This window comes from Mesorhizobium sp. M0522, from assembly GCF_040321085.1.
Classification (GTDB): domain Bacteria; phylum Pseudomonadota; class Alphaproteobacteria; order Rhizobiales; family Rhizobiaceae; genus Mesorhizobium.
The window spans coordinates 101,427-123,078 of the sequence record NZ_JAMYQW010000018.1; the positions used below are offsets into that span (position 1 = coordinate 101,427).

A 21,652-nucleotide genomic window follows, 5' to 3' on the forward strand; every position below is an offset into this window, starting at 1 on the left:
AAAACAAATAGTCGGAGAAGAACATGGCCGGTTTGCCGACCACGGCACGCGTTGTGATCATCGGAGGTGGTGCCGTCGGCGCCTCCTCGCTCTACCATCTCGCGAAGGCGGGCTGGACCGACTGCGTGCTTCTGGAGAAGAACGAGCTGACCTCCGGCTCGACCTGGCATGCCGCCGGCAACGTGCCGACTTTCTCCTCGTCATGGTCGCTGATGAACATGCAGCGTTATTCGACCGAGCTCTATCGCCGGCTGGCCGACGAGGTCCGCTATCCCATGAACTACCACGTCACCGGCTCGCTCAGGCTAGCCCATAGCGCGGAGCGCATGCAGGAATTCCAGCGCGCCAAGGGCATGGGCCGCTACCAGGGCATGGATATCGACGTGGTCGGGCTCGACGAGATCAAGCGCCGTTACCCCTTCATCGAGACCCATGAGCTGAAAGGCGCGCTCTACGATCCGAATGATGGCGATATCGATCCAGCGCAATTGACCCAGGCACTGGCCAAGGGCGCGCGTGACATGGGCGCGAAGATCATCCGCTTCTGTCCGGTCACCGGCGTGCGCCGCGACAACGACGAGTGGGTGGTCGAGACAGCGCAAGGCGAGATCCGCTGCGAGATCGTCGTCAACGCCGCCGGCTACCGCGCCGCCGAGGTCGGCAGGATGTTCGGTCGCGAGGTGCCGATGATGGTGATGAGCCATCAATACATCCTGTTCGAGGAAATCCCCGAACTGGCGGCGTGGTCGAAGGAACCGGGCAAGAAGCTGCCGCTGCTGCGCGACGTCGATACGTCATATTATCTGCGCCAGGAAAAGAACGGCATGAATCTCGGCCCCTATGAGCGCAATTGCCGCGCCCACTGGGTCGGCCACAAAGACCCAATGCCCGACGACTTTTCGTTCCAGCTGTTTCCCGACGATCTCGACCGGCTGGAACAATACCTGGCCGATGCTGTCGCCCGCGTGCCGATCCTCGGCACCGCCGGCCTGTCCAAGGTCATCAACGGGCCGATCCCCTATGCGCCGGACGGCAACCCGCTGATCGGCCCGATGCCCGGCGTGCCCAACGCCTTCGAGGCCTGCATCTTTACCTTCGGCATCGCCCAGGGCGGCGGCGCCGGCAAGGTGCTGGCCGAATGGGTGACCGAGGGCCAGACCGAATGGGACATGTGGTCGTGCGATCCGCGCCGTTTCACCGCTTTTGCCTCGGCCCCGGATTATTGCGTCGCCAAGGGCATGGAGATCTACGGCAACGAATATGCCATCCAGTTCCCACGCCATGCCTGGCCGGCCGGGCGCGACCGCAAGCTGTCGCCGCTCCACGACCGCATCAAGGCACTCGGCGCCCGGTTCGACGCCTATAATGGCTGGGAACGCGCCACCTGGTATGCGAAGCCAGGCGACGACATCTCCGAAGAATCCACGCTGACTTTCCGCCGCGACGGGCCGTGGCAGCATCGTGTGCGCGAGGAATGCCTCGCCGTCCGCGATGCCGCCGGCATTCTGGACCTGCCGGGGTTCTCCCGTTTCAATCTCGACGGTCCGGGTGCCGCCGAATGGCTGAGCCTCCAGGTGACAGGCCTGGTGCCGAAACCCGGCCGCATCGGCCTCGTCTATTTTGCCGACGACAAGGGCCGCATCGTCACCGAAATGTCGGTGGTCCGCCACGACGAGAACCTGATGACGCTGATCACCGCCGCTGTGGCTCAGTGGCATGATTTCGAATGGCTGAAGTCGCGCATCCCGAAGGACGCCACATTCAAGCTGATCGACAGGACGGAGGAATACTCCACCCAGATCCTCGCCGGCCCCAACTCGCGAAAAATCGTCGCCGAACTCTGCGCGGCTGACCTCACCCTGCCCTGGCTGACGCATCAGGAGACCAGTATCGCCGGACGTTGGGCAAAGCTGGTGCGCGTGTCCTTCGCGGGCGAACTCGGCTGGGAAATCCACAGCAAGGTCGACGATACCGCAGCGATCTTCGACACCCTCTGGGCAGCTGGCCAGAAGCACGGCCTGAAACCGTTCGGCATGTACGCGCTGGATTCGCTGCGGCTCGAAAAAGGTTACCGCACCTGGAAGGGCGACCTGTCGACCGACTATTCGATCCTGCAGGGCGGGCTGGAGCGCTTCGTCAGATGGGACAAGCCCGACTTCCGCGGCAAGGCGGCGCTTCAGAACGAGAAGCAGCAGGGCATCAAGAAGCGCTTCGTCACGCTGGTCGTCGAAAACCCCGGCGACTGCGATGCGCCCACCATGTCGACGCTGTGGCATGACGGCCGCATCGTCGGCGAGACGACATCCGGCGGCTGGGGTCATCGCATCGACAAGTCGATCGCGCTCGGCATGCTGCGCGCCGACCTCACCGAGCCGGGAACCGCGGTCGAGATCGAGATCTTCGGCGAACGTTTTCGGGCGGTCGTGCAGAAGGATGAGCCATTATGGGATCCAAAGAACGAGAGGCTCAGAGCATGAAGACTGTCATCCTTACCGATGGCGGCATGGGCCAGGAGCTGGTCCGCCGCAGCAGCTCCGAGCCGACCCCGCTGTGGTCGGCCAGGGTGCTGATCGACGAACCGGATCTGGTGCGCGACCTGCATGCGGAATTCATCCGCGCCGGCGCCCGCGTCATCACCATCAACACCTATTCAGCCACGCCGGAGCGGCTGGCACGCGAAGGCGCGGAAGAGCTGTTCAAGCCGCTGCAGAAGCGCGGCATCGAACTGGCAAGGCAAGCCCGCGACCAGGCCGGCGACGCGGCGATCGCCGGCTGCCTGTCGCCGCTGTTCGGCAGCTATGCGCCGGCGCTGACGATATCCTTCCAGGATACGCTCGACATCTATCGCCGTATCGTTGCCGAGCAGGCGGACGGCGTCGATCTGTTTCTGTGCGAAACCATGGCGTCGGCCGAAGAGGCGCGCGCCGCCGTCGCCGCGGCGTCGGAAAGCGGCAAGCCCGTATGGGTGTCGTGGACGCTTGCCGACCACGGCGCGCCGCGCCTGCGCAGCGGCGAAGCCATTGCGGCGGCGTCGGGCGCTCTTGCCGGCCTGCCCGTCGCGGCCCGGCTGATCAATTGCTGCCGGCCCGAAGCGATCGCTGCAGCGCTGCCCGAACTGATCGCTCTCGGCGGTCCGGTCGGCGCTTATGCCAACGGCTTCACCTCGATTGAGGCGCTCAAGCATGGCGGTACCGTGGAAGTGCTGCACGCCCGCCACGACCTTGATCCGGATGCCTATGCCGGCCAGGCGGTCGGCTGGGTCGAGGCCGGCGCCGGCATCGTCGGCGGCTGCTGCGAAGTCGGACCGGCCCACATCGCCGCGCTGCGCGACCGGCTCGAACAGGCCGGTTATGAGATTTCGGGAGCAGCATAATGCCCAGGCCATCATCGCGCATTTCCGGCATCGTGCCTTCGGGCAAGGATGGCTGGGAGGTTCATTCCGCTGCCTGGGCGCGCAAGCAGGCAGGCGAGGACATCATCATGCTGTCGGTCGGCGACCACGATTTCGACACGCCGAGCGAGACGATCGAAGCCTGCGTGACGGCGGTTCGCGCCAGCAATCACCACTACACGCCGCTTGCCGGCGTTCCGCGCCTGCGCAAGGCGATGGCGGCGGCTTCGACGCTGTGCACCGGCGTTGCGACAAATCCCGACCAGGTCATCGCCACGCCGGGCGGGCAGGCCGCGCTTTACGCGGCCATTCAAGCGGTTCTCGACCAAGGCGACCATGCCATCGTCGTCGCGCCCTATTACGCCACCTATCCCAACACCTTCAGTGCGGCGGGCGCCGAGTTCAGCGTCGTCGAGACCCCCGCCGAGGACGGCTTTCAGCCGCGCGCCGCCGACATTCGCGCCGCCCTTCGGCCGAACACCCGCGCCATCCTGATCAACACGCCGAACAACCCCACGGGCGCCGTCTATTCGCGAGAGCGCCTGGAAGGTCTGGCGCAGATCTGCCGCGAGCATGACCTATGGCTGCTGTCGGACGAGGTCTACTGGACGCTGGGCGGCGGCGAGCACGTCTCACCACGCTCGCTGCCCGGCATGGCGGAACGCACGCTGGTCATCAATTCGATGTCGAAGAGCCACGGCATGACCGGCTGGCGCATGGGCTGGCTGACCGGGCCGGAATCAATGGTCTCGCTGTTGACCGACCTCAATCTGGTGATGACCTACGGCCTGCCGGCCTTCATCAGCCTCGCCTGCGCCGAGGCGCTCGAAAATGGCTACGGCGTCAAGGAGATCGCCGAGCGCTACGCCGCGAGGCGCACCGTCGTCCTCGATGCCATGCGCGGTATGAACAACATCACTGTGCGCGGCTCCGAAGGCGGCATGTACGTCATGCTCGACATATCGGCGATCGAGCCGGACGACGAAAAATTCGCCTGGGCCTTCCTCGACCAGGAGAAGGTCGGCGTCATGCCCGGCTCGAGCTTCGGCGAGGCTGCAGCCGGCCACATCCGCTTCAGCCTCTGCCAGCCTGAGCCGGTGCTGATGGAGGCCGCCACACGCCTGCGCCGCTTCGCCTCCTTCTATCGCCGTGAGGCCGCATGAGCGCCTCACCCACCAAAACCATTCCGACCAAGGCCATTCCTCCCAAAGCGAGGGCGGTCATCATCGGCGGCGGCGTCTCCGGCTGCTCGGTCGCCTATCATCTGGCCAAGCTCGGCTGGACCGATATCGTGCTGCTCGAGCGCAAGCAGCTGACCTCGGGCACGACATGGCACGCCGCCGGCCTGATCGGCCAGCTGCGCGGCTCACAGAACATGACGCGGCTGGCGAAATACTCGGCCGATCTCTACGTCAAGCTTGAGGCAGAGACCGATGTCGGCACCGGCATGCGCCAGGTCGGATCGATCACCGTGGCGCTGACCGAGGAGCGCAAGCACGAGATCTATCGGCAGGCGTCTCTCGCCCGCGCCTTCGATGTCGACGTGCGCGAGATTTCGCCTGATGAAGTCAAACAGATGTATCCGCATCTCAATGTATCCGATGTGGTCGGCGCCGTGCACCTGCCGCTCGACGGCCAGTGCGATCCGGCCAATATCGCCATGGCGTTGGCCAAGGGCGCGCGCCAGCGCGGTGCAACGATCGTCGAGAACGTCAAGGTGACCAAGGTGCATACCAGGGCCGGCCGCGTCACCGGCGTTTCCTGGGCGCAGGGCGACGAGCAAGGCCTGATCGAGGCCGATATCGTCGTAAACTGCGCCGGCATGTGGGCACGCGAACTTGGCACCCAGAACGGCGTCACCATCCCGTTGCACGCCTGCGAACATTTCTATCTCGTTACCGAACCGATCGCCGGGCTCTCCCGCCTGCCGGTGCTGCGCGTGCCGGACGAGTGCGCCTACTACAAGGAAGATGCCGGCAAGATGATGCTCGGCGCTTTCGAGCCGGTGGCCAAACCCTGGGGCATGAACGGCATAAGCGAGGATTTCTGCTTCGACCAGTTGCCGCAGGACATGGACCATTTCGAGCCGATTCTGGAAATGGGCGTCAACCGCATGCCGATGCTGGCCACCGCCGGCATCCACACCTTCTTCAACGGCCCCGAGAGTTTTACCCCCGACGATCGCTATTATCTCGGCGAGGCGCCGGAGCTTTCCGGCTACTGGATGGCGACCGGCTACAATTCGATCGGCATCGTCTCCTCCGGCGGCGCCGGCATGGCGCTGGCGCAATGGATCAATGACGGCGAGGCGCCTTTCGACCTCTGGGAGGTCGACATCCGCCGCGCCCAGCCGTTCCAGAAGAACCGCCGCTATCTCAAAGAGCGCGTCTCCGAAACGCTCGGCCTGCTCTACGCCGATCATTTCCCCTACCGGCAGATGGCGACCTCGCGGAACATAAGGCGCTCGCCGCTGCACGAACATCTGAAGGCGCGCGGCGCCGTGTTCGGCGAGGTCGCCGGCTGGGAGCGCGCCAACTGGTTCGCTAGGCCCGGCCAGGAGCGCGAATACCGCTATTCCTGGAAGCGGCAGAACTGGTTCGACAACCAGCGCGAGGAACATCTTGCGATCAGGAACGGCGTCGGCCTGTTCGACATGACTTCGTTCGGCAAGATCCGTGTCGAAGGCCGCGATGCCTGCGCCTTCCTGCAAAGGCTCTGCGCCAACGACGTGGACGTGGCGCCGGGCAAGATCGTCTATACCCAGATGCTCAACCAGCGCGGCGGCATCGAGAGCGATCTCACCGTCTCGCGACTGTCCGAAACGACCTTCTTGCTCGTCGTGCCCGGTGCGACGCTGCAACGCGACCTGGCCTGGCTGAGAAAACACCTTGCCGACGAGTTCGTCGTCATCACCGATGTGACGGCGGCCGAAGCCGTGCTTTGCCTGATGGGCCCGGATTCGAGAAAGCTGATCCAAAAGGTGAGCCCGAACGATTTCTCCAACGAGAACAACCCGTTCGGGACGTTTCAGGAGATCGAGATCGGCATGGGCCTGGCCCGCGCTCACCGCGTCACCTATGTCGGCGAACTCGGCTGGGAGCTTTATGTCTCGACCGACCAGGCTGCCCATGTCTTCGAAGCGATCGCGGAAGCCGGCACTGACGCCGGCCTGAAGCTATGCGGCCTGCATACGCTGGATTCCTGCCGCATCGAAAAGGCCTTCAGGCATTTCGGCCACGACATCACCGACGAGGACAATGTGCTGGAGGCCGGGCTGGGTTTCGCGGTGAAAACGGCCAAGGGCGAATTCCTTGGCCGCGATGCGGTGCTGACGAAGAAAGAAACCGGCCTGTCACGCCGGCTGGTGCAGTTCCGCCTGAACGACCCCGAGCCGCTGCTCTTCCACAATGAGGCGATCCTGCGCGACGGCACGATCGTCGGCCCGATCACCTCGGGCAATTACGGCCATCATCTCGGCGGCGCGATCGGGCTTGGCTACGTGACTTGCAAGGGCGAGAGCGAGGCGGACGTCCTGGCGTCGTCCTACGAAATCGAGATCGCCGGCGAGCGCTTTGCCGCCGAGGCCTCGCTCAAGCCGATGTACGATCCGAAATCGGAACGGGTGCGGATGTAACTCTTTTCTTTCTCCCCTTGTGGGAGAAGGTGGCCGAGCGAAGCTCGGTCGGATGAGGGGTGTTGGAAGGATCGCTACCTCAACGGAATTAGCGTTTAGCGCTCCCGTCCCAATCTTCCCACGCCGCGTTTCTTCCAGCACCCCTCATCCGGCTCGGCGCTACGCGCCGATCCACCTTCTCCCACAAGGGGAGAAGGAAAAGTCCCCTCCCGCGTCAGAACGCGTCCATCTTGGCAGCGACCTTCGCGATGAATTTCGTCCGCGTCTCGTTCGTCGACAGGTTCATCGAGTAATGCGCGAGATAGGAGACCGACCCGCCAGGCTTGATGGTGGCGCGCAGCACCCGATTGACCAGCTTGCGCGGCGGGTCGCCCATCAGCATGGCGCGGAACCGGCTGCCGCCATAGGTGGTGACCGCCGCGACCTTGTGAATGTTGTGCAGCGACGGCTGCACCTTGCCGTTGACCAGCTTGAACGACACGCCGGGCAGGAAGACGCGATCGAAAAAGCCTTTCAAAATGGCCGGATAGCCGAAGTTCCACACCGGAAACGACAGCACCAGCGCCTCGGCCCGCAGTAAGCGCTCGACATAGGCTGACGCCGGATCGCCGTCGCTGCGTTCGTCGTGATAGGACAGCCGTTCGGCCCGCGTCAGCCTGGGATCGAAACCCTCCGCATAGAGATCGCAGTCGTCGACGACATGGCCGGCGGCCTTCAGCCGCTCGATGATCGTCCGGTGCAGATCGGCGTTGAAGCTGGTCTCCACAGGATGAGCGTAGAGGACGAAGACGTTCACAGGAGAACATCTCGCAAGTCGGCACCAAGCACCCCCCTCTGCCCTGCCGGGCATCTCCCCCCCAAGTGGGGAGATCGGCTGTCAGTATCGCTTTCGCCAGTTGACGACGTTGGAAGATGGTCGAGACGATGGAACTGCCAATCTCCCCCCTTGAGGAGATGGCCGGCAGGCCAGAGGGGGGTACAGCGCCACTCGCCCGTCATCGTCTCAACCCGCCTTCTCCAGCCCCTTGAACAGGAACGACTTGCCGGAGCGATAATCATAGTCCGGGTTTTCCCAGGCGATCATCTTGCCTGGATTGAGCAGCCCTTGCGGGTCGGTTTCGCGCTTGAAGGCGAGCTGCACCTCGTCGGTGCGCTTCATGCCGCCTTCTTCCAGCGTGTAGCGGTGCGGGTTGAAGATCCAGCAGCCATTGTCCTCGTGGATGCGGATGATCTCGTCGAGCCGCTCCGCCGTGGTGAAGCGGACCAGCGGCAGCCCGGCGATGCCGATGGCGCCGTCGAAGCGGATGAACTCGAGATGCGCCGGCACCTCGTCGCCGAAGCGGTCGACCATCGCCTTGACGTGGCCGAGGTGGTCCGGCGACGGATAGCGGGTCTGCAGATAGGTGATCGTCGGATCGACCCGGATGGCACGCAGCGTCGTGTGGTTCCAGGTCAGCTCATAGGCCGGCGGCAGCCCTTTGAGATCGGCCTCCTTGTCGGCGCGAAACACGATCTCGCCCTTGCTGCGCGCCGTGAAGGCGAGGAAGGCATCCATCGCATGCGGCGCGATCATCAAGACGACGATGCTTTGGCCGCGCCGGAAAAACCGCTGGTGGCGCTTGAAGTAATCGTAGGGGATGGGTGCTGCGATCGGCGTGATCAGTTTCGCCAATATGCCGTCCTGGATGGCGAGATCGTTGCCGAAGCCAGCCGCATCCATGAAATCGTCGAAGCCGACGATGACGTCGATCCAGTCATAGCTGGCGGTCAGAGGCATCTCGACTTCGGTGATGATGCCGTTGGTGCCGTAGGCGTGCATCACCTTCAGCACGTCCTCGCCGGTGAGCTCCATGACCCGCGGCTCAGCCTCCATCGTCACGGTCCTCAGCCGGATGACGTTGCCGAGGTCGCGCAGTCCGCCCCAGCGGATCGAACCGATGCCGCCGGAGCCGCCGGCGACGAAGCCGCCGATCGATGCGGTGTTGTAGGTCGACGGCGACATGCGGAGCTCCTGGCCGGAATGCGCCCGCGTCGCTCTGTCGATGTCGGCGAGCACGGCGCCGGGGCCGGTGACGACACGGCCCGGCGCGATCATCTTGACCGCGTTCATCTCGGCGAGATTGAGCACCACGCCGCCGGACAGTGGCATCGCCTGCCCGTAATTGCCGGTGCCACTGCCGCGCGGCGTCACCGGGACGCCGTGCCGGTGGCAGGCGGCGAGAATGCGGACGACCTCGTCTTCGGTTTTCGGCGTCACGATCAGGTCACCGGTGACGTGCTCGAGCTGCTGCTTCAGCACCGGGCTGTACCAGTAGAAGTCGCGGCTCTTCTGCTGGACGATGGCCGGATGGTCATCGACCTTGAGGCCGTCCAGGTCGCGCTTGAGCGCCGCAATATCCATCATTCCACCATCAGATCATCGAGTTCGGCATAATCGGGCAGCTGGCGCTCGATCGCATGCCCGTCGCGCACGACGATGCGATCCGATTCGGGCCGCGACAGCAATTCCGTCCAGCTTCGCCCCCTGAAGACGACGAAATCGGCCGGCGCTCCGGCGGCAAGCGTGCCGAAATTATCGAGCCGCATCACCTTGGCCGGCGTTGCGGTGACAGCTTGCGGCCAGTCCGCGACGGGATGGTCGAGATGCAGGACGCGCGTCGCCATGCGATAGACCTCCAGCATGTCGAGATCGCCATAGGCGTAGAACGGGTCGCGCGTATTGTCGGAGGCGACGGCGACGGCAATGCCGCGCGCCTTCATCTCGTGCAGCAGCGTCACCCCGCGCCAGCGCGGCGTTGTCCTGTCGCCTCGCCGGTCCTGCAGATAGAGATTGCACATCGGCAGCGACACCACCGCCAAGCCGGCCTTGGCGACCTTATCCAGCGTGTCGAGCACGTCGAGGTCGGGCTGGCGTGCCAGCGAGCAGCAATGGCCGACCAGGATGTTCCCGTCAAAACCGTTCCAAAGGGCTGCTTCGGCGATTTTCTTCAGCGAGATCGCCGAGACATCGTCGGTCTCGTCGGCGTGGAAATCGAGGTCGAGGCCATGCTTGATCGCCTGCGCAAACACCTGGTCGAGCAGTTCTTCGAGATCCGGCACCATATAGGTGACGACGCCGAGGACACCCTTGGCGGCAGCCACCCGTTTGGCCAGCCTCTCGAACCATTTCCTGTCGCGCACGCCCTCGATGCCGAGCAGGCAGGCCGCCTGCAGCTCGATGCGGCCGCGCCATTTCTCCCGCATCGTCTCGAACACCGGCCAGGAGATCTCTTCCTGCGGCGCGACGCTGTCGAGATGCGTGCGCAGCGCCCTGGTGCCGTGCGCGTAGGCGCAGCGCAGCGAAAAATCCATGCGGCGGGCAACGTCGTCGGCGCTCCAGCGCGCCGCGCGGTCGGCGCCGGTGGCGTTCAAAGCGGCCATGAAGGTGCCGTCCGGGTTGGGCTTTCGGGGCCAGATATGGCCCTTGTCGATATGGGTGTGGCAGTCGACAAAGCACGGCAGCACGATGCGGCCGCCGAGATCGGTGGCGTCCGCCGGTGCGTTGGATCGATGCGCCGTAATCCCGGAGATCTTGCCATCGGCGACGGCAACGTCCGCGAGCGCAAATCCGTCGGCGCCAAAGGCAGCCGCAAGCCCCGGCGTCAGCGACGCGTGAAGCCGGACGTTGGAAAGATGGTAGGAACCAGAAGCTGGTATCAAGGCGGCGCTGCTCACCATCACCGCTCCTGCCTCAGCGCGCTCTCGTGCCAGCGCCGCAAAATGAGATGCGAAATCAGCGACAGCACCAGGAAGATCAGGATGCCGGTGAGCGAGATCAGGATCAGCGCCGCGAACAGTCTTGGTGCGTTGAGCCGGTAGCCGGCCTCGATGATGCGCGAGGCGAGGCCGGACGACTGGCCGGTGGCGCCGGCGACGAACTCGGCCACCACCGAGCCGATCAGCGACAGGCCGCCGGCGATCTTCAGCCCGCCGAGGAAATAAGGCATCGCCGCCGGCAGCCGCAGATAGCGCAATTGCTGCCAGCGGGTCGCGCCGTTGAGCTTGAACATGTCGCGCAAATTGCGATCGACGGAATTGAGGCCGAGCGTGGTGTTGGAGAGGATCGGAAAGAAGGCGACGATCCAGGCGCAAAGCAAAAGCTTCGTCGTCTGGTTGTCGACATAGATATTGATCAGCGGAAAGATCGCGACGATCGGCGTCACCTGCAGCACGATGGCGAACGGAAAGAACGACATCTCCACCCATTTCGACTGAGCGAACAGCACTGCCAGCCCGACACCGCCGACCACGGCGAGAAGCAGGCTCAAGAAGGTGATCCTGAGTGTCACCAGCAGCGAGGAGAACAGCAGCCCGGCATCGTCGTGCAGCGTCTGCAACACCACGCCGGGGCGCGGCAGGATGTATTTCGGAATGTCGTTCCAGACACAGACGCGGTCCCACAGCCAGATGGCCAGGATCATGATCGCCAGCGGCAGCAGCCATCTGCCGATGCGCTCGAAGCGCTCCTGGCGGACGCGGCGCGCCTCCTCCGGGTCGAGCGCCAGGACTGGTTCTTCAATGGCCGTCATGATGCGGTCCGGCAGTTGAGTTGATGGCGCCGATCAGCACGTCGGATGCCTGGCGGCAGAGCGCGGCATAGTCGGGCGAGGTGCGAAACGCCTCGTCGCGCGGATAGGATGCATCGACGGCAAGCTCGGCAAACACCCGGCCCGGCCGCGCCGCCATGACGACGATGCGGTTGGAGAGGAATACGCTTTCGAAGACGCTGTGGGTGACGAAAACGACGGTAAAACGCTCATCCTGCCATAGCTCGAGAAGGTCGTTGTTGAGCTTGAAGCGGGTGATCTCGTCGAGTGCGGCGAACGGCTCGTCCATCAACAGAATGCGCGGCTTGGTTACCATGGCGCGGGCGATAGAGACGCGCATCTTCATGCCGCCGGACAGTTCGCGCGGCACGGCATTCTCGAAGCCGGTCAGGTGAACCCGCGCCAGCATCTCCATCACCGCCGGCGCCGCCTTGGCACGCGACACGCCCTTCAGCCGCAGCGGCAGCCAGACATTGTCGAAGACGTCGGCCCAGGGCAGCAGCGTCGGCTCCTGGAAGACGAAGCCGATATTTGAACGGTCGCCGATAGTCGAACGCTCGAGGGCGCCGCTGCCGCGCCAGTCGAGCACGCCCGAGGTCGGCGTCGACAGGCCCGCAATCAGCCGCAGCGCCGTCGATTTGCCGCAGCCCGACGGCCCGAGCAGGCTGAGGAAATCGCCCTCCCGGATCGTCAGCTCGACATTGCTGAGCGCGGTGACGCCGTTGGAAAAAACCTTGCCGACGCCACGCAGCGCCAACAGCGTCGGCCCCGATACGCTTCCTGGCTGTTGCGCCACTTTCTCCAGCTTCACGGCCTACTTCTTCAGGTCGAGCCCGACGCTCTTGTTGACGAAGGCCAGCGTGTAGGCCTTCTTGATGTCGATGCCCGCCGGTGTGACCTTGGCCTTGACCATCTTGTCGTAAAAACTCTGGATGCGCGCATCGGTCATGGCGCCGATGCCGAGCTTTTCGCTGTCGCCGGAATCGACCACGCCGAACTTCTTCAGCTGCTCGATCGAGAAGGCGATCTGCTCATCCGTCATGTCCGGATTTTCCTTCTTGATCATCTCGTTGGCGGCCTTGTTGTCGCCGTAGAGATAATTGTACCAGCCCTTGGCCGAGCCATCGACGAAGCACTGGACCACCTCGGGCCGCTTGTCGACCGTCTCCTGCATGGTCTCGACCGTCGTTGCATATGTGTCCCAGCCATAGTCGGCCAGCAGGAACTGGTTCGGCGTGAAACCGCCCTGCTTCTGGACGGCGAATGGCTCCGAGGTGACGTAACCCTGCTGGATCGACTTCTTGTTGGCGATGAACGGCGCCGGGTTGAAGGTGTAGGGCGCGCGCTTGGCGGCGTCGAAGCCGAGGTCGGTGACCATCCACTGGAAGAAGGTCTGCGCACCTTCGTCGCCGAGGATGTACTGGTCGGCGTTCTTCAGGTCTTCCCATTTGTCCAGCCCCTGCCCGGGATGGGACATGATGACCTGCGGGTCCTTCTGGAAGTCGGCCGCCACGACGCGCATCGGTATGCCTTGCTGCACGGCATCGAAGGCCGACAGCAGATTGCCGCCCATGTAAAAATCGATCTTGCCGGCCAGCAGCAGCGGCCGGCCGCTGACCTGTGGGCCGCCCTGCATGATCGTCACGTCGATGCCGCAGGCCGCATAGGTGCCGTCCGCCACGGCCTGGTAGTAACCGCCATGCTCCGGCTCAGCCAGCCAGTTGGTGCCGAAGGTGACTTTTTCGTTCGCTGCCGCGGCAAGCGTGCCTGCGCCAAGCAGCACGATCACGCCCGCCGAAATCTTGAGTTTTCCGTACATCCACACCACCCTTTGTTCGCTCCGGCGCGTCACGCGCCGGGCTCGACACCATTGTTTCAAGAAGCAAGACACATGCCACCGGCGCGTTGCGCCGGGACCGCCCGCTTGTGCAATGCCCGCCTGAGCAATGGCTGCGCGAAGGCCGGACGGGTCATGCTGTACGAAAGGCATCGTGCCTATTTTTTGATCGCCTGTCCACAATCGCCCTCGTGACATGCACCGCCATCTTGATGCCCGCATCGATCCCGCTTTAGGCTGCCGTGAACGGAGATTGCCATGTTCAAATTTCTCACGCCGAAGTCGATCAAGCCGCCCTTCGCCCGCTACAGCCATGGCGTCGAACTGCCGCCCGGCAAGCGGCTGGTGCTGTGTTCGGGCCAGGTCGCAATCACCCCGGACGACCAGATCCCCGAGGAGGCCGGCGCACAGGCCGAGCTTTGTTTCCGGAACATATCGGCGATTCTCGGCGAGGCCGGGCTCGGCCTGTCCGACATCGTCCGCATCAACACCTACGTCACCGACCGCGCCTTCCTGCGGCCCTATATGGAGGTTCGCGACCGGCTGTTCGCCAGCCCGGCGCCGGCCTCGACGCTGATGATCGTGTCCGGTTTTGCCCGGCCGGAATTCAAGGTCGAGATCGAGGTCATTGCGGCGGGATGATCGACAGCCGATCGTTCCCGCGTTAGGTCTGGGCTTGTCGGTTCAAGAGGGCATGACATGACCGCTGCAAAAAAACGCGTATGGTGGGGTGACTACCGGACCACCGAATACGCGACCGTCGATCCTGAAGCGACCATTGCCGTTCTGCCGCTGGCGGCGATTGAGCAGCACGGCCCGCATCTGCCGGTCTCGACCGACACCTCGATCATGAACGGCATGCTGGAAACGGTGATCGCGCGCCTGCCCGGCGATCTCGACATCCGCATCCTGCCGGTCCAGGCGGTGGGCAAGTCGAACGAGCATTTGCACGCACCGGGCACCCTCACTTTGCCGGCGACGACCTTGGTCGAGGCGTGGACCGAACTTGGCCTGTCGGTCGCGCGCGCCGGCGTCCGAAAACTGATTGTCGTCAACTCGCATGGCGGCAATGAGGAGATCATGGGCATCGTCACCCGCGAATTGCGTGTGCGGGCAAAGATGCTGGCGGTAAAGACCAGCTGGCAGCGCTTTGGCCGGCCGGCCGGCATGTACACCGAGCTCGAGGACCGCCACGGCATCCATGGCGGCGACGTCGAGACCTCGCTGATGCTGCACTTCCGGCCCGACCTCGTCGATATGGGGAAGGCCGACAATTTCGTGTCCAAGGTCGCCCGCGCCGAAAAGGAACTTGCGCTGCTGCGCCACACCGGAACGCACGCCTTCGCCTGGATCGCCAGCGATCTCAACCCGAATGGCGTCGTCGGCGACGCCAGCATTGCCACCGCTGAAAAAGGCCGGCTCACCGCCGAGCATCAGGCCGACGGCTTCATCGGCCTGCTGAGGGACGTGGGCAAGGCAAAGCTGGCGGATTGGCTGGCGTAGGTGTTTGATCCCACCAACTCAGGCCTCGCTCACGAGGGGCGATTCCATTCGCGCGCGAGGATCCTTCACCTCTTGAAGCGGCGACACCGTGTAGATTTCGTCCAGTATCTTCACCATCAAGGTGTTGGCGGTCGCCTGGCCGTGGAGCGCGAGAGTCAGGTTGGTCCATATGACCAGGGTGACGTCATTGGCCGGATCGTAGCCCATGAAGGACTGGTAACCGGGCATCTCGCCTTCGTGATAGTAGATTTCGTTAGGCCCGAAGGTCAGCGTTAGGATGCCATAGCCGTATTTTTGCGTGGCGGGTTCGCCCGGCGCCGGCGCCTCAGGGCTTGCAAGCCACTGGCGCTGGAAGTCGGCATTGAAGAGCTTGCCCCCGACCAGCGCGCGCATCCAGGTAGCGAGGTCATCCGCGGTGGAGATGACTCCGCCAGCCGCAAAGTAGGCGGACGGGTTCTGCCATGTGTCGTCGTTGGGCTTGAGCGTTCCCGCCCTGGCCGCAGCCTGGAGGTCGTCCGGATAGGGCGCATCAGCCAGGGCGTACGAAGTACTGCCGTAGAGATAGCCGTTTGAGTATGGCTCGGGGATGGCATTCGACGTGCTCGGCGGCAACGCCGTGTTCTTCATGCCGAGCGGCCCGAACAGGCGGTCCCGGAAGATGGTCGAGAGCGGCTTGCCGTCGATCTTCTCGGCAACAAGGCCGAGCAGATAGTAGTTGGTGTTGTTGTACTCGAATTCGGCACCCGGCGCGAAGTCCGGCGGCCGTTTGAACGCCATGCCGAGTACTTCATCAGCGGTCCATACCCTGTAAGGATACTTGTCCAGGCTTTCGGCAAGTTCCGGCGCATTGGTGAAGTTAGGGAGGCCGCTCCGCATTGTTATGAGCTGCCGAATGGTTATCTCGTCGCCGTTGGGAACGCGCTGGACGTATTTCGAGATCAGATCGGCGAAGCTCAGTTTCCCTTCCTGCACCAGTTGCACGATGACAGCGGCGGTCATCGTCTTGGTGTTCGAGGCCGCACGGAAGTGGGTATCGGCGCGCGGCGGGTTCGTGGCACCCAGTTCAGTCGTACCGTAGCCGAAGACGAGGTTGCCCCGCGGAGTCTTGAGCAAAACCATGGCACCGGGCAGCATAAGTTCCTTGGCCAAACCCTCGACAGTGGCTTGGAGCGCTGCCAGGTCGATCGACTTGAGAGCCGGCATGGACGCGGCCATGGCGCTGCCTGTCGCGCAGACCACGCCAACAACGATGGCCAAAATTCTCCCGATCATCATTCGCCCCTTGGCCGTGTCCTAGAACTCCTGCGCACTTTTCCTGGAATTTGTTTTTAGGCTCAGATTTTCAATTCGAACGGCGTGCCTTCGAAAGCATCCGCGCCGCGCCCGATCGCCTGGATCGCTTCGATCATCCTGCCCCTGCGATCGAGCAGCGTGTCGGCGATCGCGATCAGCCGCGGATTGGGTGTCGCCGTGGGCGACAGCCTGCGCAGCGTCTCGGCCAGTTCGGCCTCGTCGCGCTTCGGCGCCAAGGCTGCCGCGATGATGTAGGCCGAGGCGGTCGAGCGGCTGATGCCGGCATAGCAATGCACCACCAGCGGCCGCGAGCGATCCCAGTGGCGGGCGAAATCGAGCAGGTTCAGGACATGCTCCTCGCCCGGCATGGTCATGCCCTCCTGCGCCACCGCAATGTCATGCATGACCAGATGCAGATGGTTTTCCCTGGTGATCGAGGCCGGTCGCATCACCTCCGTTCCGGCGGCAAGCAGCGAAAGCAGCCGGCCGGCCCCGGTCTTCGTTACCGTTTCCTCGACTTTGGACAGCGAACAGACGTGGATCATTGGGTAGTTTCTCCCTTGGCATCATCGTCGCGCCGCGAGGCCCAGCCGGCAAGCGCCGATTCGAGCCGCCGCCATTCTTCGTCGGCTCCCGGCAGGCCGGCGCGCAGCACATCCGGACGATCGGCGAAATGCCGAAGCAGGATGCCGCGCTGGCCGAGCACCGAAAACAGGCCGGCGGCGCCCGCCAGCCTGATATAGCGGAACAACGCGGTGCCACCGGCGACAGGCACGCCGAAGCGGCCGAACAGCGTATCGAGCCGTGCGGCATCCTCGGCCAGACGGCGCCGCATCCCGGCCTGCCAGCCGGTATCGGCAAGCGCCCTTATGCCATATTCGAGCGCCGGCCCGGCAACCGCCCATGGCCCGAATTGCGCCTCCAGCCGCTCGACCGTCAGCGCATCGGCCAGTGCAAAGCCAAGCCGCAGGCCGGCCAGGCCGAAGAACTTACCGAACGAACGCAGCACGACGATGCCGCCCTGGTCGACGTCGCCGGCCAGGCTTTCGCTGCGCGGGCCGACATCCATGAAGGCCTCGTCGACCACCAGCAGCCCACCTCTGGCGCGTAATGTCCCGGCAAGTCGAAGCAATCTTTCGCGCTCGACGACGCGCCCGTCCGGGTTGTTGGGATTGACGACGACGGCAAGGTCGGCCGCCGCCAGGGCTTCGAAATCATCGACTTCAGCCGCCGCATGGCCGGCGATCGCCGCTGCCCGCCGATGCTCGGCATAAGTCGGCCCGAGCACCAGCGCCGTGCCCGGGCTGACCAGCGAAGCGACGCGCGGCAACAGGATCTGCGTGCCGGGCGCCGCTGCGACATTCGCCGCCGACGGGGCGCCATAGGCGCTTGCCGCGCGTTCAGCCAAGTCGCGGCTGCGCGCTGTTTCCGGCAATCGCGACAGGGCGGTGGCGGGCAAATCGAAAAGCGGGTAGGAGTGCGGATTGATCCCGGTCGAGAGGTCGACGAAAGGCAGCGGCGCGTGAGGGAAAAGCGCCCTCGCCCGGCCAAGGCTTCCGCCGTGGTCCACTGCCGCCGTCACTCCATCAAGAGACTTCATGCCGATCCTGATCACTTTCCTGTCGCTGGCCATCGAACTTGTACTCGGCTACCCGGCCCGGCTCTTCGATGCCATTGGCCATCCCGTCACCTGGTTCGGCAGGCTGATATCCTTTCTCGACCGCAGGCTCAACCGCGCCACTGATTCCGACGCCCACCGTCGCCGCTGGGGCGTCTTCGCGCTGCTGGTGATCGTGCTGGTGCCGGCCGCCCTCGCCCTCTGGCTCGAAACCTTGCTTTCGAGCATTCCCCTCGGCTTGTTGGTCACCGCAATTCTGGCGACGTCGCTGCTGTCGCAGAAGAGCCTGGCCGAGCATGTCGAAGCGGTCGCCGACGCACTCGACAGCGGCGGACTGGATATGGGCCGCATTGCCGTCTCGCGGATCGTCGGTCGCGACCCGGAACAGCTCGACAGGGCCGCTGTCTGCCGCGCCGCGATCGAAAGCCTGGCCGAGAATTTCTCCGACGGCGTCGTCGCTCCGGCCTTCTGGCTCGGTATCGGCGGGCTCGCCGGCGGCGTCGCCTACAAGGCCGCCAACACCGCCGATTCGATGATCGGCCATCGCACCCCGCGCCACGAAGCCTTCGGCTGGGCGGCTGCGCGCTTCGACGATTGGATCAATCTGCCGGCGTCGCGGCTGACGGCGCTGCTGATCGTACTCGCCGCTTTTCTGGTCAAGGGCGCCGACGCCAAGGGCGCCTGGCACGCCGTGCGGCGCGATGCGAAAAAACACCGCTCGCCCAATGCCGGCTGGCCGGAAGCAGCGATGGCCGGCGCGCTCGGCCTGGCGCTCGCCGGCCCCCGTTCCTATGACGGCGTCATGGTCGAAGACGCGTTGATGGGCGAAGGCGGCCGGCACGATGATGTCGAGAGCACCGACATCCGACGGGCGCTGAAACTCTACCGCGTCGCCGACTTACTGCTGATCGCGCTGTTCGGCGTGGTCGCGGTGGTTGTTATCTTGGCGTGATCTGCGCTCGAGATCGAGCGGAAACAAAAAACCCGCCAAGCGACGGGTCGTTGGAGCCCAATTAGCACTATAGCCAAATTAGTAGCACAGCTGCCGGCACAAAGCAAGAACAAAATAAGGCTACGCCTCAAATAATCGCGTCAGGTCGGCGCCGCCCCTCACCCTTACCATTCCAGGGGCGAGCCGCTTCGTGCGGCTTTCCCTTCTCCCCTTGTGGGAGAAGGTGGCCGCGAAGCGGCCGGATGAGGGGTGTTCCAGCTTGGCACCAACAGCGCTCCGGCCAGCACCCCTCAACCGTCTTGGCGCTGCGCGCCAATCCACCTTCTCCCACAACAAGGGGAGAAGGAAGAAGAGGCGCCAGCAACACCCCTCAGAACTCGATCCCCTGCTGCGCCTTCACGCCGGCGGAGAAGTGGTGCTTGGTCACGCCCATCTCGGTGACCAGATCGGCCGCCTCGACCAATACCGGTTTGGCGTTGCGGCCGGTGACGACGACATGCAGGCCTTCGCGACGCGCCTTCAGCGCCGCGACCACCTTTTCGAGATCGAGGTAGTCGTAGCGCAGCGCGATGTTCAGCTCGTCGAGCACCACGAGGCTGATCGACGGCTCGGCCATCAGCTCCAGCGCTTTCGCCCAGGCAGCCTCGGCCGCCGCGATGTCGCGCTTCAGGTCCTGTGTCTCCCAGGTAAAGCCCTCGCCCATGGCGTGCCAGACGACACGGTCGCCGAAGGCGGCAAAGGCGTCTTTCTCGCCGGTGTGCCATTTGCCCTTGATGAACTGAACGACGCCGACGCGCTTGCCATAGCCGAGCATCCTGAGCGCCAGCCCAAAGGCGGCCGTGGTCTTGCCCTTGCCCGGTCCGGTGTTGACGATCAGCAGCCCCTTCTCGACCGTCTTGGCCGCGACCTCGGCGTCCTGCACCGCCTTGCGCTTGGCCATCTTGGCGCGGTGGCGTTCCTCGTCCTTGGGATCGATAGTATCAGCCATGTCATTTCACCTTGAGCGGCAGCCCCGCCACCATCAAAAGCACGGTGCCGGCAACAGCCGCGACGTCCTGGTTCAGCCGGCCGGCGGCGTCGCGAAACCGTCTTGCCAGCGCATTGTCCGGCACGATGCCCTGGCCGACCTCGTTGGACACCACGAACCACGGCCCACGCGGCCGCGACAGCACATCGGCCAGCCTCCGGCATTCCGCCTCGACATCATGGTCGGCCAGCATATGGTTGGTCAGCCACAGCGTCAGGCAGTCGATCAGCACCGGCTGGCCGTCAGGCAGCGCTCCGATCGCGCCGGCAAGGTCGAGCGGCGCATCGATGGTCGTCCAGCCGGCGCCGCGGCGCGAGCGGTGCAGCGCGATGCGCTGGCGCATCTCCTCGTCATAGGCTTGCGCCGTGGCGATATAGCTCCAAGGCGGCGGGCCGACCGTCACCAGGCTCTCGGCATGCGCGGTGTTGCCGGGGCGCCCACCGCCGATGACCAGGGTCAGTGCCCCGGCAGCGCGGTCAGGCAAAGCTGTCGCGCAGGCTGGTCGCCGTGCCGGTGAAGCGTCCGCGCACCACGCCGACGACCGCGCCGAGCACCAGCCAGAACACCAGATTGGTCAGCGTCACCGCCACCACGAACTGGTGGTGCAGGCCTTCCGGGATCGCCGTCTCGAAGCTATCGGGCTGCGGCGCGCCGACGATATGCGGCGCAACGATCAACGCCACGGCAAGAGCCACCAGCGGCAGCGATCTGCGGAAGACGATAAGGCCGAGACCGGCCGCTGTCGCCACCACTGTTGCCCACCACCAGATCTGGCGTTGGACAAGGTCGGCCGCCGGCATCGCCGGCAGTTCCGGCGGCAGGCCGAGGCCGGGCGCCAGCGTGAACACGGCAAAGCCGGCAAGCCCCCAGAACAGGCCCTGGCGCCAATTGCCGATGCCGCCGGCGACTTCCGAAACCGCGACCAGGACCAGCGCGAAGCCGATGCCGGTGACGATATTGGCAACGACGCTGAAGGCAAAGCGTTCGAAACCGTCGGCCGGCGCCCAGCCTTCGTCTTCCGCCGAAGCCATTGCTTTAGCCGGTGCCGGCGCAGCGCTGCTCATAGCCGTCGTGCCTGCGGCGTTTTCGGCCGGTGCCGCAGGTGCCGCGGCATGGTCATGGCCGCCGCCGGCCTGTTCGTAGACTTCCGCCTTTAGGATGAGCGGCACCGTGGCATAGGCTTGCATGCAGGCGAGAGCCACGCCGGCCACAAGCCCTGCGATCGCCGCGATGAACACGACGTTGCGAAACAGTGTCATGATGTCAGCCCCTTGTTAGTGGCAGGGAAAGCCCATCGAATGGCGATAGTCGTGCGCGGCATTGTGGACCGCATCGATATGCGAGAAGCCGACAAAGCCCATGACGAAAATGCCGAGGAATGCAGCAAGCGCCAGCTGCATGAGACGCGACTGCGAGGAGCGGGAAGCGCCGAGCGAAACGGAAGCGGTATTCATGTCTTGTCCTTTCGCCCTCCACCCGAGGGCATAGAAGTCAGTTTCCTGTCGCCGGCAGGTCTCCTGGCTCGCGGATCAGCGCCCTTCCCCACCTTCCCGAAGGCGAACCTTCAGTGGCATATGGAGAGGACTACCGCACACAGTTGCGGGGGCAGCCACGGCATTGGGCAAACAACTTGCCCTCACCGCATTCCCTCTTGGTTCCAAACGGAACCGACGACATCAGCGACTATAGGCAGAATCGCCGCGCCCGGCAAACCAAATTCCGCCGGATGTCGTAAGCAGATGAGTTGTCCGGGTTAGGTAGCAGACGAGTTGTCCGGTTTGATCTTCAGCGAACGGAGGCTGGGGATGAGA

At 64.4% G+C, this 21,652-nt stretch carries 20 protein-coding genes and 1 riboswitch; of the genes, 7 read left to right on the forward strand and 13 right to left on the reverse strand.

Annotated elements, in window-relative coordinates; all coding sequences use genetic code 11:
* Positions 1–23 precede the first annotated feature (23 nt).
* Genes NKI58_RS19800 through NKI58_RS19815 form a run of 4 tightly spaced genes read left to right on the forward strand, consistent with a single transcriptional unit; the run spans position 24 to position 7,025 of the window.
* Positions 24–2,477, forward strand: a complete 2,454-nt coding sequence (locus tag NKI58_RS19800; protein ID WP_352786983.1) for a GcvT family protein — start codon at positions 24–26, stop codon at positions 2,475–2,477.
* Positions 2,474–3,373, forward strand: a complete 900-nt coding sequence (locus tag NKI58_RS19805; RefSeq protein WP_352786984.1) for a homocysteine S-methyltransferase family protein — start codon at positions 2,474–2,476, stop codon at positions 3,371–3,373. Before NKI58_RS19800 ends, NKI58_RS19805 begins: the two co-directional genes overlap by 4 nt.
* On the forward strand, positions 3,373–4,554 hold the full coding sequence (locus NKI58_RS19810; RefSeq protein ID WP_352568962.1) for a pyridoxal phosphate-dependent aminotransferase: 1,182 nt from the start codon (positions 3,373–3,375) through the stop codon (positions 4,552–4,554). Before NKI58_RS19805 ends, NKI58_RS19810 begins: the two co-directional genes overlap by 1 nt.
* On the forward strand, positions 4,551–7,025 hold the full coding sequence (locus tag NKI58_RS19815; RefSeq protein ID WP_352786985.1) for a GcvT family protein: 2,475 nt from the start codon (positions 4,551–4,553) through the stop codon (positions 7,023–7,025). The genes NKI58_RS19810 and NKI58_RS19815 overlap by 4 nt, the downstream gene beginning before the upstream one ends.
* A 214-nt stretch (positions 7,026–7,239) precedes the next feature.
* Here the strand turns inward: NKI58_RS19815 and NKI58_RS19820 are convergent, their stop codons facing one another.
* The 6 genes from NKI58_RS19820 to NKI58_RS19845 form a co-directional block, all read right to left on the reverse strand.
* The gene (locus NKI58_RS19820; protein ID WP_023676544.1) at positions 7,240–7,821 is read right to left on the reverse strand and encodes an NAD(P)H-dependent oxidoreductase; all 582 of its coding nucleotides are present in this window, start codon (positions 7,819–7,821) and stop codon (positions 7,240–7,242) included.
* Positions 7,822–8,028: 207 nt separating this feature from the next.
* On the reverse strand, positions 8,029–9,426 hold the full coding sequence (locus tag NKI58_RS19825; protein WP_352617684.1) for an FAD-binding oxidoreductase: 1,398 nt from the start codon (positions 9,424–9,426) through the stop codon (positions 8,029–8,031).
* Complete coding sequence (locus tag NKI58_RS19830; RefSeq protein WP_023676546.1) at positions 9,426–10,724, reverse strand: cytosine deaminase; 1,299 nt, start codon at positions 10,722–10,724, stop codon at positions 9,426–9,428. The genes NKI58_RS19825 and NKI58_RS19830 overlap by 1 nt, the downstream gene beginning before the upstream one ends.
* A gap of 17 nt (positions 10,725–10,741) precedes the next feature.
* Positions 10,742–11,593, reverse strand: coding sequence for an ABC transporter permease (locus NKI58_RS19835; protein WP_352644799.1), 852 nt, complete (start codon positions 11,591–11,593; stop codon positions 10,742–10,744).
* The gene (locus NKI58_RS19840; protein ID WP_352617546.1) at positions 11,580–12,422 is read right to left on the reverse strand and encodes an ABC transporter ATP-binding protein; all 843 of its coding nucleotides are present in this window, start codon (positions 12,420–12,422) and stop codon (positions 11,580–11,582) included. The genes NKI58_RS19835 and NKI58_RS19840 overlap by 14 nt, the downstream gene beginning before the upstream one ends.
* A gap of 3 nt (positions 12,423–12,425) precedes the next feature.
* Positions 12,426–13,430: an ABC transporter substrate-binding protein gene (locus NKI58_RS19845; RefSeq protein ID WP_352617544.1), complete on the reverse strand. Its 1,005-nt coding sequence runs from the start codon at positions 13,428–13,430 to the stop codon at positions 12,426–12,428.
* Between the two features lie 276 nt (positions 13,431–13,706).
* Here NKI58_RS19845 and NKI58_RS19850 point away from each other — a divergent pair, with 276 nt between their 5' ends.
* A complete protein-coding gene (locus tag NKI58_RS19850; RefSeq protein WP_352617542.1) occupies positions 13,707–14,090 on the forward strand; it encodes a RidA family protein in 384 nt (127 codons plus the stop codon).
* A 57-nt stretch (positions 14,091–14,147) separates the two neighbouring features.
* A complete protein-coding gene (locus NKI58_RS19855; protein ID WP_352786986.1) occupies positions 14,148–14,951 on the forward strand; it encodes a creatininase family protein in 804 nt (267 codons plus the stop codon).
* Between the two features lie 18 nt (positions 14,952–14,969).
* Here the strand turns inward: NKI58_RS19855 and NKI58_RS19860 are convergent, their stop codons facing one another.
* The 3 genes from NKI58_RS19860 to cobD form a co-directional block, all read right to left on the reverse strand.
* A complete protein-coding gene (locus NKI58_RS19860) occupies positions 14,970–16,166 on the reverse strand; it encodes a serine hydrolase domain-containing protein (RefSeq protein WP_352853612.1) in 1,197 nt (398 codons plus the stop codon).
* A 119-nt stretch (positions 16,167–16,285) separates the two neighbouring features.
* Positions 16,286–16,789, reverse strand: a complete 504-nt coding sequence (locus NKI58_RS19865; RefSeq protein ID WP_352617536.1) for a tyrosine phosphatase family protein — start codon at positions 16,787–16,789, stop codon at positions 16,286–16,288.
* Positions 16,786–17,844 (reverse strand): threonine-phosphate decarboxylase CobD, encoded by a 1,059-nt coding sequence (gene cobD, locus NKI58_RS19870; RefSeq protein ID WP_352786988.1) that lies wholly within the window; start codon positions 17,842–17,844, stop codon positions 16,786–16,788. The genes NKI58_RS19865 and cobD overlap by 4 nt, the downstream gene beginning before the upstream one ends.
* On the opposite strand from cobD, the gene cbiB reads away from it, so the two are divergent.
* A complete protein-coding gene (gene cbiB, locus NKI58_RS19875; protein ID WP_352786989.1) occupies positions 17,843–18,814 on the forward strand; it encodes an adenosylcobinamide-phosphate synthase CbiB in 972 nt (323 codons plus the stop codon). The two genes, cobD and cbiB, sit on opposite strands and share 2 nt — an antisense overlap.
* Before the next feature lie 370 nt (positions 18,815–19,184).
* Here cbiB and cobO read toward each other — a convergent pair whose 3' ends face one another.
* From cobO to NKI58_RS19895, 4 genes are read right to left on the reverse strand one after another with little or no spacing between them, the layout of a single operon-like run.
* Positions 19,185–19,802, reverse strand: coding sequence for a cob(I)yrinic acid a,c-diamide adenosyltransferase (gene cobO, locus NKI58_RS19880; protein ID WP_352568974.1), 618 nt, complete (start codon positions 19,800–19,802; stop codon positions 19,185–19,187).
* Between the two features lies 1 nt (position 19,803).
* On the reverse strand, positions 19,804–20,325 hold the full coding sequence (gene cobU / locus NKI58_RS19885) for a bifunctional adenosylcobinamide kinase/adenosylcobinamide-phosphate guanylyltransferase (RefSeq protein WP_352853610.1): 522 nt from the start codon (positions 20,323–20,325) through the stop codon (positions 19,804–19,806).
* Positions 20,318–21,100 (reverse strand): CbtA family protein, encoded by a 783-nt coding sequence (locus tag NKI58_RS19890; protein ID WP_352786990.1) that lies wholly within the window; start codon positions 21,098–21,100, stop codon positions 20,318–20,320. Before NKI58_RS19890 ends, cobU begins: the two co-directional genes overlap by 8 nt.
* Positions 21,101–21,115: 15 nt before the next feature.
* Positions 21,116–21,295 carry a CbtB domain-containing protein gene (locus tag NKI58_RS19895; protein ID WP_352786991.1) on the reverse strand — a complete coding sequence of 60 codons (180 nt, stop codon included), beginning with the start codon at positions 21,293–21,295 and terminating at the stop codon, positions 21,116–21,118.
* Between the two features lie 36 nt (positions 21,296–21,331).
* Positions 21,332–21,528: riboswitch (cobalamin riboswitch) on the reverse strand.
* Between the last annotated feature and the right edge of the window lie 124 nt (positions 21,529–21,652).